This is a genomic window from Aeromonas sp. A35_P (assembly GCF_002259925.1).
GTDB classification, from domain to species: Bacteria; Pseudomonadota; Gammaproteobacteria; order Enterobacterales; family Aeromonadaceae; genus Aeromonas; species Aeromonas dhakensis.
On the sequence record NZ_NEVB01000065.1, the window covers coordinates 1 to 9,017 of the forward strand.

9 protein-coding genes are annotated in these 9,017 nt (G+C 60.0%); 2 read left to right on the top strand and 7 right to left on the bottom strand.

The features are described 5' to 3' along the window. Positions 1-116: 116 nt before the first annotated feature. A complete protein-coding gene (locus tag CAK78_RS05285; protein ID WP_094696601.1) occupies positions 117-1,391 on the bottom strand; it encodes a NupC/NupG family nucleoside CNT transporter in 1,275 nt (424 codons plus the stop codon). A gap of 213 nt (positions 1,392-1,604) precedes the next feature. Then, positions 1,605-2,393: a TatD family hydrolase gene (locus CAK78_RS05290; protein ID WP_094696602.1), complete on the bottom strand. Its 789-nt coding sequence runs from the start codon at positions 2,391-2,393 to the stop codon at positions 1,605-1,607. A 38-nt stretch (positions 2,394-2,431) separates the two neighbouring features. Between CAK78_RS05290 and tppF the strand changes: the two genes are divergently transcribed. Beyond that, a complete protein-coding gene (gene tppF / locus CAK78_RS05295; RefSeq protein ID WP_094696603.1) occupies positions 2,432-3,049 on the top strand; it encodes a type IVa pilus pseudopilin TppF in 618 nt (205 codons plus the stop codon). Here tppF and CAK78_RS05300 read toward each other — a convergent pair. The 5 genes from CAK78_RS05300 to CAK78_RS05320 form a co-directional block, all read right to left on the bottom strand. Beyond that, positions 3,018-3,200 carry a DUF5363 family protein gene (locus CAK78_RS05300; RefSeq protein ID WP_094696604.1) on the bottom strand — a complete coding sequence of 61 codons (183 nt, stop codon included), beginning with the start codon at positions 3,198-3,200 and terminating at the stop codon, positions 3,018-3,020. The genes tppF and CAK78_RS05300 overlap by 32 nt on opposite strands. A gap of 82 nt (positions 3,201-3,282) precedes the next feature. Continuing rightward, positions 3,283-3,792 (bottom strand): GNAT family N-acetyltransferase, encoded by a 510-nt coding sequence (locus CAK78_RS05305; protein WP_176452685.1) that lies wholly within the window; start codon positions 3,790-3,792, stop codon positions 3,283-3,285. Positions 3,793-3,963: 171 nt separating this feature from the next. After that, positions 3,964-5,316 carry a 23S rRNA (uracil(1939)-C(5))-methyltransferase RlmD gene (rlmD, locus tag CAK78_RS05310; RefSeq protein ID WP_094696606.1) on the bottom strand — a complete coding sequence of 451 codons (1,353 nt, stop codon included), beginning with the start codon at positions 5,314-5,316 and terminating at the stop codon, positions 3,964-3,966. 325 nt (positions 5,317-5,641) lie between these two features. Beyond that, the gene (gene amt, locus CAK78_RS05315; protein WP_094696607.1) at positions 5,642-7,051 is read right to left on the bottom strand and encodes an ammonium transporter; all 1,410 of its coding nucleotides are present in this window, start codon (positions 7,049-7,051) and stop codon (positions 5,642-5,644) included. Between the two features lie 576 nt (positions 7,052-7,627). Next, positions 7,628-8,671, bottom strand: a complete 1,044-nt coding sequence (locus tag CAK78_RS05320) for a site-specific integrase (protein ID WP_094696608.1) — start codon at positions 8,669-8,671, stop codon at positions 7,628-7,630. Positions 8,672-8,736: 65 nt separating this feature from the next. Between CAK78_RS05320 and CAK78_RS05325 the strand changes: the two genes are divergently transcribed. Further along, positions 8,737-9,017: transposase (locus tag CAK78_RS05325; RefSeq protein WP_141214130.1), on the top strand; the 281-nt coding region annotated here is incomplete at its 3' end.

Genomic DNA, 9,017 nt, shown 5'->3' on the forward strand with positions numbered 1-9,017 from the left:
CGATTTGACTCATTTTATTATTAGTTTAGAAAGGAAAACGGTTGTCACCGCCCCATACACGAACGCCACGGCAGATGCCGTGGCGTTCGTGGTTATACCTGTCAGTCAGGCTGACATTACATGCTGGACAGCGCCAGGAAGAAGCCTGCGATGGTCGCAGACATCAGGTTGGACAGAGAGCCGGCCAGTACGGCTTTCAGACCAAATTTCGCAATGGTGCCGCGACGGTTCGGTGCCATGGAGCCCAGACCACCCAGCAGGATGGCAACGGAGGACAGGTTGGCGAAACCGCACAGGGCGAAGGAGATGATGGCCTTGGTGTGATCGGACATGGCCGCGCCATTGATCAGCACTTCATCCTTCAGGTACGGAGCGAAGTTCAGGTAGGCCACGAACTCGTTGACCACCAGCTTCTGGCCGATGAAGGAACCGGCAACGACGGCTTCGTTCCAGGGTACACCGATCAGGAAGGCCAGCGGGGAGAAGATCCAGCCCAGCAGCAGTTCCAGGGAGAGCTGCGGATAACCGAACCAGCCACCCACACCGGAGAAGATGCCGTTGATCATGGCGATCAGACCGATGAAGGCCAGCAGCATGGCGCCGACGTTCAGGGCCAGTTGCAGACCGGCAGAGGCACCGGCAGCGGCGGCATCGATCACGTTGGCAGGCTTGTCTTCCAGATCGCCATCGGCATTGCTCTCGTCGTAGCTCGGGGTCTCGGTTTCCGGAACCAGCAGCTTGGCGAACAGCAGACCACCCGGGGCAGCCATGAAGGAGGCGGCGATCAGGTATTCCATCTTGACGCCCATGGAGGCGTAACCGGCCAGTACGGAGCCGGCAACGGAAGCCAGACCACCACACATGACGGCGAACAGCTCGGAGTCGGTCATCTTGGAGATGAAGGGACGCACCACCAGCGGCGCTTCAGTCTGACCCACGAAGATGTTGGCAGTGGCGGAGAGGGATTCGGTACGGGAAGTGCCCAGTACTTTCTGCAGGCCACCACCCAGCAGTTTGATGACCCACTGCATGATGCCCAGGTAATAGAGAACGGCGATCAGGGAGGAGAAGAAGATGATGACCGGCAGCACGCGGAAGGCGAAGATGAAGCCGCCACCACCGAACACTTCGAACATCTTGTTGCTGACCAGACCACCGAACAGGAAGTCGATGCCGTTCTGGCCATAACCGATGACGCTGGAAACGGCATCGGATACGCCCACCAGGATGTCACGACCAACCGGGACGTACAGCACGAAAGCACCCAGGCCAGCTTGGATTGCAAAGGCACCGGCGACGGTGCGCACTCTTATTGCTTTGCGATTGCTGGAGAACAGCACCGCGATAAGGACGAGCGTTGCCATCCCTACCAGACCCATTATTAGATTCATTATTTACACTTCCTCTTTAGTAGCACCTTCCAGCTTGTTAACAACTTGTATTCCAAAGCCATCAATCAAGGGTGCGCATTATACTAATTACGGTGCGACAAAGTAGAACGCTGGTCACATTTTATAAGCATGAAATGCGCTAGGGGTCGTCAAATTAGACCGCAAACGATTTTTACTCACCCCAATTTTTATCATGTCGCTATCAACCGTTAATCAGGTGTTAATTTTCGTCTTGTCCAACGGGAAGGTGCGCAAAGTGGATTCATGTAACACCGAGGCAACATGTGCCAGCGGTTGCTGCCGCAAATCGGCCAGTAGTTGCGCAATGATTGGCAGATTGGCGGGGGTGTTGGGCACCCCTTGCTGACCCTGCAGCGGCATATCGGGGGCGTCCGTTTCCAGCAGCAGGGCCTCCAGCGGCATGTGGCGCACCGCCTCCCGGGTCTTGTTGGCCCGCTCAAAGCTGATGACCCCGCCGATGCCGAGCCGAAATCCCAATTGCCAGAACGCTTCTGCCTGCTGCAGGGAGCCGCTGAAGGCGTGGATGACGCCCCCGCAGGCCGGGCGCAGGCGCCTGAGGATCTTGGCCACAGTGTCGTTGGCACGCACCGAATGGACAATAAGGGGCAGCTCATGTTCTTTGGCCAGTTCGATCTGGGCCTCGAACATCTCGAGCTGCCCCTCCTGCGGTACGTGGGAGCGCAGATCCAGCCCGCACTCGCCCACCGCCACCAGCCCGCGGGGGCGCTCCGCCAGCCGTTGCTGCAACCGGGTCAGCACCGCCGGCGTCTGACCGCCCACATACCAGGGGTGCACGCCAAGGGCATAGGAGATGCCGTGATGTTCTGCCGCCAGCGCCATCACCCGGGCCCAATTTTCCTCTCCCACTGCGGGAATGATATACTCGCCCACCCCCAGCTGACGGCACTCGGCCAGCAGCGCCGCCCGACCGGAGTCGAAGACCGGAAAATCGAGATGGCAATGGGTGTCGATCAATTGCATGTCACTCACCTGTTTGTCGTAATTAATGGGTCCATATCATGATGAAACGCACAAGCCACGGCTTTACCCTGATAGAACTGGTGCTGGTCATCATAGTGCTGGGGATCCTGGCCGTGACCGCCCTGCCCCGCTTCATCAATCTCAAGGATGACGCACTCAAGAGCACGGTCGCGACGATGGCGGCCAACTTTGCCAGCGCGGTCCAGCTGGCTCATGCCGGCTGGGCGGTCAAGGCGCAGGATCAGGCGCTCTACAATCTCGGCAGCATGGGGCAACGCAATCTCGACATCAACCGCTATGGCTGGCCTGCCGGCACGGACGAAGATCAGGGGCGCAAGGGGATCGACGAACCCTATGTCGCAGGTCAGGGCGACTACATCTCGGTGAGCAACCAGTCAGACTGCCGTCTGCTGTTTCAGGGGCTGCTGGACAGCAGCTACACCGTCGCCTCGGTCGATCAGGATCCCGATCAGCAACTCAACGCCGACTACCTGTCCAGCGAGCTGACCGCCAACCAGATAGATGAAGAGGGAGAACCGCACAGCAACTGCCGCTACATCCTGCGCGACTCCATCGGCCGCTTCCCCGCCTATCCCGACGGTCTCTCCTTCGACTACAACAGCGTCACTGGTGCCGTGACCCGCAATTTCCAGTGAGCGGATCCGACTCGGCTTGCGGCTCTGCCTGCGGCGCCTCATCCTGTTCCCAACGCACCGGCACGCAGCAGCGCCGGTTCTCCGGCGTGAGCCCCCACTCCTCGCACCAGCCATCGTAACGAGCCAGCCAGCGTAACAAGATACCTTTCATCCGCGCGTTCCCCTCTTCATCAAGTCGACGGTTGCTCCGTCATATCCCCGCTCGCCGCCCGGAGCAAACCGGGCCAGCCGCATCATGGCGCCCCGGGTGACAGCAGCAACCCCATGCTGATTTCGTCCACGTAGCCATCGTCCAGCCGATAGGCCTGTCGCCGCAACCCCTCGTCTCGAAAGCCACACTTGCGATAGAGGGTGTGCGCCACCTCGTTGTGGGCCATCACCCCCAGCTCCAGCCGCTGGATCCCGAGCTCGCCGGCGGCCGCGATCAGGGTGCGCAGTAACCGCTCACCCCATCCCAACCCGCGTGCACTCGACCGCAGCCCCATCACCACCAGGGCGCAGTGGCGGTTGCGCGCCAGACCACCGCCGATGAGCACGGCAAAGCCCTGCACCTCCCCAGCCAGCACCAGCAACCACATGGCCTGATTGGGGGCCGCCGCCATGGCCTCGAGCCGCTGGCGCTGCCCCTCGATGTCCGAGGGGCGCTCCCCCGCCTCATACAGCATGAAGCGGGTCTCCCTGTCCAGTTGCCCAAAGAAGTGATCCAGCGCCGCCGCATCCTCCACACTCGCCAAACGAATCATCACCCTCGCACTCCCTGCCTAGTGGCTACGCCGATCCACGGCCATAAAAAACGACTCCATTTGGAGTCGTTTTTATCAGAGCCATCTGGCTAATTCAATTCACGCCTGGGTGGGCAGGCTTAGACGAGCAACCGCTTCGACGCCCATGGCGCGAGTGAGAACCAGCGACGATCAGGCCTTGGCAGGCAGGCTCAGGCGGGCGACAGCCTCTACGTGCATCGAGTGCGGGAACATGTCCACCGGCTGCACCTCGTCCAGCACGAAGCCCTGCTTGACCAGCCAGGCGAGATCGCGGGCCAGGGTCTGCGGGTTGCAGGAGACATAGACCAGCCGGCGCGGCGCCATGGCCACCAGGGTCTGCAGCACCGCCATGTCACAGCCCTTGCGCGGCGGATCCATCACCACCACGTCGGCGCTCACCCCTTCGGCGTGCAAAGCGGGCATCAGCTGCTCCGCCTTGCCGACGTGGAACTCGGTCTGCTCGATGCCGTTGAGGGCCGCGTTGCGGCGGGCGTCGCTGATGGCGCTCTCCACCGACTCGATCCCCACTACCTTGGCGGCCTTGCCGGCCAGGAACAGGGAGATGGTGCCAATACCGCAATAGATGTCGAACACCGTCTCGTTGCCGGTCAGCTCGCAATACTCCAGCGCCTTGGAGTAGAGCACGTCGGTCTGGCTCGGGTTGTTCTGGAAGAAGGAGAGCGGCGAGATCTCGAATTCGAGTTCGTGGATCTTGTCGCGGATAACCCCGCTGCCCAGCAGCACCCGATTGTTGTCGCCCAGAATGCGGTTGGTGCGCGCCTCGTTGATGTTCTGTACCAGGGTAGTGACCGGCAGATCCTGCAGGGCCGCCAGCAGCTCGGCTTCGAACGGCAGCTCCTCGCCCAGCGTCACCAGCACCACCATCAGCTCGCCGCTCTTGAAGCCCTTGCGGGTCATCAGGTTGCGCACGCAGCCGGTGTGGTTCACTTCGTCATAGGCTTTGATGTCGTGCGCGCGCATCCAGTTGCGCACCCGGGCGTTGAGCTCCACGTGCAGAGAATCTTGCACCGCGCAATCATCGGCGGTGATGAGGTCGTGGGAGTGCTTGCGATAAAAACCGATCTCGGCGCCAGCCTCGCAGCCACGCACCGCGTACTGCGCCTTGTTGCGATAGGCGAACGGCGTCTCCATGCCGAGGATGGGATTGACCGCGGCCTCACCCAGCCCGACCTGCTCCAGGGCGCTCTGCACCAGACTCTGCTTGAGCTTGAGCTGGGCCGGATAGGCCAGCGGGCGCACCTGGCAGCCGCCGCATTCTGTGTTGGGGCAGAAGTCGGCAACCCGGTCGGCGGAGGGCTGGAGCAGCTCGGCCACCTTGCCGTGCAGGTAGTTGGGCTTCACCTCGGTCAGTTCGACCAACGCCTGCTCACCCGGCAGCAGACCTTCGACAAACAGGGGGCGGTCGAACAGGCGTCCTTTGCCATCTCCTTTGTCGGTCAGTTCCAGGATCTCGATCTGGTGTTGATGTCCCACTAGCGGCATGAGCGGCTCCAAAAGTACATATATAAGAGGGTGATGAGCCGGCCCGGCCAACCCATCAAGAAAAGGTGGCAGAGTTTAGCGGAGATCCGTCCAAATTGCAGGCATAAAACAGCAACAAGACAGAGGACATTGCCGCTATCCACCTTGTCTGCCGAAAAATGCTATCGCCGGCGGCGATCTCGGGGATGCGCTCTATCGGAGGTGATGGCGTCAGAGGCGAGCCGCCCCACCACAGGCTCGGACATCAGAGTTGGTCCCCGGCAAACGGACATAAAAAAACCGCCGGCATGGCCGGCGGCAATCTTGCTGAACAACAGATGGCGGATTACAGGCTGTAGGCCTTCTCGCCGTGGGTGGTGACATCCAGCCCTTCCCGCTCAGCGTCTTCTTTCACCCGCAGGCCGATCAGCATATCCACCAGCTTGTAGGCTACCACCGAGATGATGCCGGACCAGAGGATGGTCACCCCCACCCCGATGGCCTGGATCTTGACCTGATCCAGGATGGAGTAGCCCTCCGCCACCTGGTTGGTGACATAGTCCCACACCCCGGTGCCGCCCAGATCCGGGCTGGCGAACACCCCGGTCAGCAGGGCGCCGAGAATGCCGCACACCCCGTGCACGCCGAACACGTCCAGACTGTCATCGGCACCCAGCAGCCGCTTGAGACCGTGAACCCCCCACAACCCGGCGACACCGCTGATGAGGCCCATTACCAGACCACCACCGACACCGACGAAACCGGCCGCCGGGGTGATCACCACCAGCCCGGAGACAGCGCCGGAAGCCGCGCCCAGCAGCGAAGGACGGCCTTTCATCACCCACTCGGCCAAGGTCCAGGAAAGGGCCGCCGCAGCCGGCGCCACCCAGGTATTGATGAAGGCCAGTGCCGCCGTGCCGTTGGCTTCCAGCGCTGAGCCGGCGTTGAAACCGAACCAGCCGAACCAGAGCAGAGAGGCCCCGATCATGGTCATGGTGAGGCTGTGCGGGGTCATAGGGTCACGACCATAGCCCAGGCGCTTGCCCACCAGATAGGCGCCGACCAGACCGGCCACCGCCGCATTGATGTGCACCACTGTGCCGCCGGCAAAATCCAGCGCCCCGTGCTGGAACAGATAACCGGCCGTCGCCGTGGCCGCTGTCGCGGCATCGGCCGTGGTATAGGCATCCGGACCCGCCCAGTACCACACCATGTGGGCCAGCGGGATATAGGCAAAGGTGAACCAGATCACCGAGAACAGCAGCACGGCAGCAAACTTGATACGCTCGGCAAAGGCCCCCACGATCAGGCCGCAGGTGATGGCGGCAAAGGCCCCCTGGAACACCACATAGATGAACTCGCTGATCCCTACCCCCTTGCTGAAGGTGGCGGCGATGGAGTCGGGGGTCACTCCCTTGAGCAGCGCCTTGCTGAAGGAGCCATAGACGCTGTTGCCTTCGGTAAAGGCCAGCGAATAACCGTAGATCACCCACAGCACGCAGATGAGCGAGAACAGGGTGAATACCTGCATCAGCACGCTCAGCATGTTCTTGGTGCGCACCAGGCCGCCATAAAACAGAGCCAGGCCCGGAATGGACATCAGGATCACCAGGGCTGCCGACAGCAGCATCCAGGTATTGTCCCCCTTGTTGATGGTCACCACCGCAGGTGCGGTCACCACCTCTTCGGCCCAGCTGGGGGCGGCCAGCAGGGCAATCAGCGCCAACAGGCCAGTCATCACGAGTCTCTTGAGCATACTGCCATCTCCTTCCCTGTCGTCCCGGCTCCAGACCGGGTCCATTTCCTGATATGAACATCGACACCGATGATTCACGTACATTTCCATTCGGTACACACTGGTTGCCGCTCCCGGTCAGATTCCCTCCACGAAGCGGCATCATGGCGACATAAATGCTTAAAAGCACAAAGCGGGCCAACTTAATAAGTTATTTAAAATCATAAGGTTATTCGTATGACAGAGAGGGGGTGCACCAGATTGGCGCATGGGACGCGCTAACATGAGCGAATGCGCACTTCTGCTGTGCAGGCAGAGCAAGCCGCACCTAAATGGAGCAAGACGAGGCATGGCATGACCACAGGGAGCACCCGGCTTGCCGATATCAGCTGGAGAACAGAAGCGTGACAAGGAAGGGGAAAGGCGGAAAAACAAAAGGCCATCATTGCTGATGGCCTTTTGTCATGAATTTGATGGTCGGGGTCGGACTCGAACCGACACGGTTATTCACCGGCGGATTTTGAAACCATCGTAAGCCACATTGAATCAATAGCTTGCAGTGTTTTCGCGGGTTTGCTTGGGAATGGATGGGGCTTATTAGGTATCGCTGGTGAGCGCTGCCGCCACTTTGCCGCCATTCTTCAGCGCGGTGATCGGGTTGAGTTTGACCGCATCTTCGAGGTGGTCAGGGGCGAAGTGAGCATATCTCATGGTCATCTTGATATCGGTGTGGCCAAGGATGCGTTGCAGTACCAAGATGTTGCCCCCCGCCATCATGAAGTGGCTAGCGAAGGTATGGCGCAGCACGTGGGTGCTCTGGCCCGCAGGCAATTCAATCTCGGCCCGCCGTATCGCTTTCTCGAACTCGGCATAACAGTCGCCGAATAATCTGCCGGTGCGCTTGGGCAGCAATGCCAACAGCCAGCCGGCCACCGGAACGGTGCGATTCTTTTTGCCCTTGGTGCGGGTGAAGGTCAACCGGCCGATACCCACTTGTGATCGAGTCAACTTTTCTATCTCCGACCAACGGGCGCCGGTAGAGAGGCACAACATAACAATCAGCCACAAGTCTTTCAGACCAACGCAGGCCGCCAGCAATTGCTCGACTTCATCCTGATTCAGGAACGCCAGCTCAGATTCTTGCACCTTGTACTGGCGCAACACTTCGAGTGGATTGCCGTGGGCCCACTCACCCAGGCGACCGAGTTCATTGAACACCGCCTGCAGGTAGAGCAGTTCTCGGTTGATGGTGGTCGGGGATACTTGCTTACGCTGACCAGGCACATAAAGTTCGCCTGCCAGTCGCCGCTCGCGGTAAGCCGCAAATTGCTGGGCCGTGAACTCGGTCGCCAGCGGATTGCCAAGCGCCTCAGCTAGCCAGTTCAGCTTGTCACGGCGGCGGTCACCGTCGGTCAGGGTCTGACCATGGCGACCATACCAAAGCGCCACCAAGTCACTCAGCCGCCGTTCATCAACATTACCCGCCTCTGGCTGTTGCCAGGGCTGGGCAAGCATGTGCTTTTCCCATGCCAAGGCTTCGCCCTTAGTGGCAAAGCGCTTGCGCTTACGAGGACCATCACGCCCTTGGGGATATACTTCGGCAAGCCAGAACTTGGGCTTGCCGTCATCCAGCTTCCTGATTACCCATGATTAGCAGTCACCCCGAACTATACTGATCTTATGCACAGTTATCGAGGAGCGAGATCATGGCCAAAAGCAAAGTCCAATTCCAGAAAGGCTACAGCCTGTTTGAGCTTCTCAAGGACTATGGCACTGAAGCTCAGTGCGAAAACGCGTTGTTCACTTGGCGTTTTCCTCACGGCTTTGTCTGCCCTGAATGTGCCAACAAGACCTGTTGTCACCTGAAAAGTCGGCCACGCGTGCTGCAATGCAATCACTGCCATCACCAGATGTCATTGACTGGGAACACTATTTTCGCAAACACCAAGCTCCCGCTGACCAAGTGGTTTCTGGCGATGCACCTGTT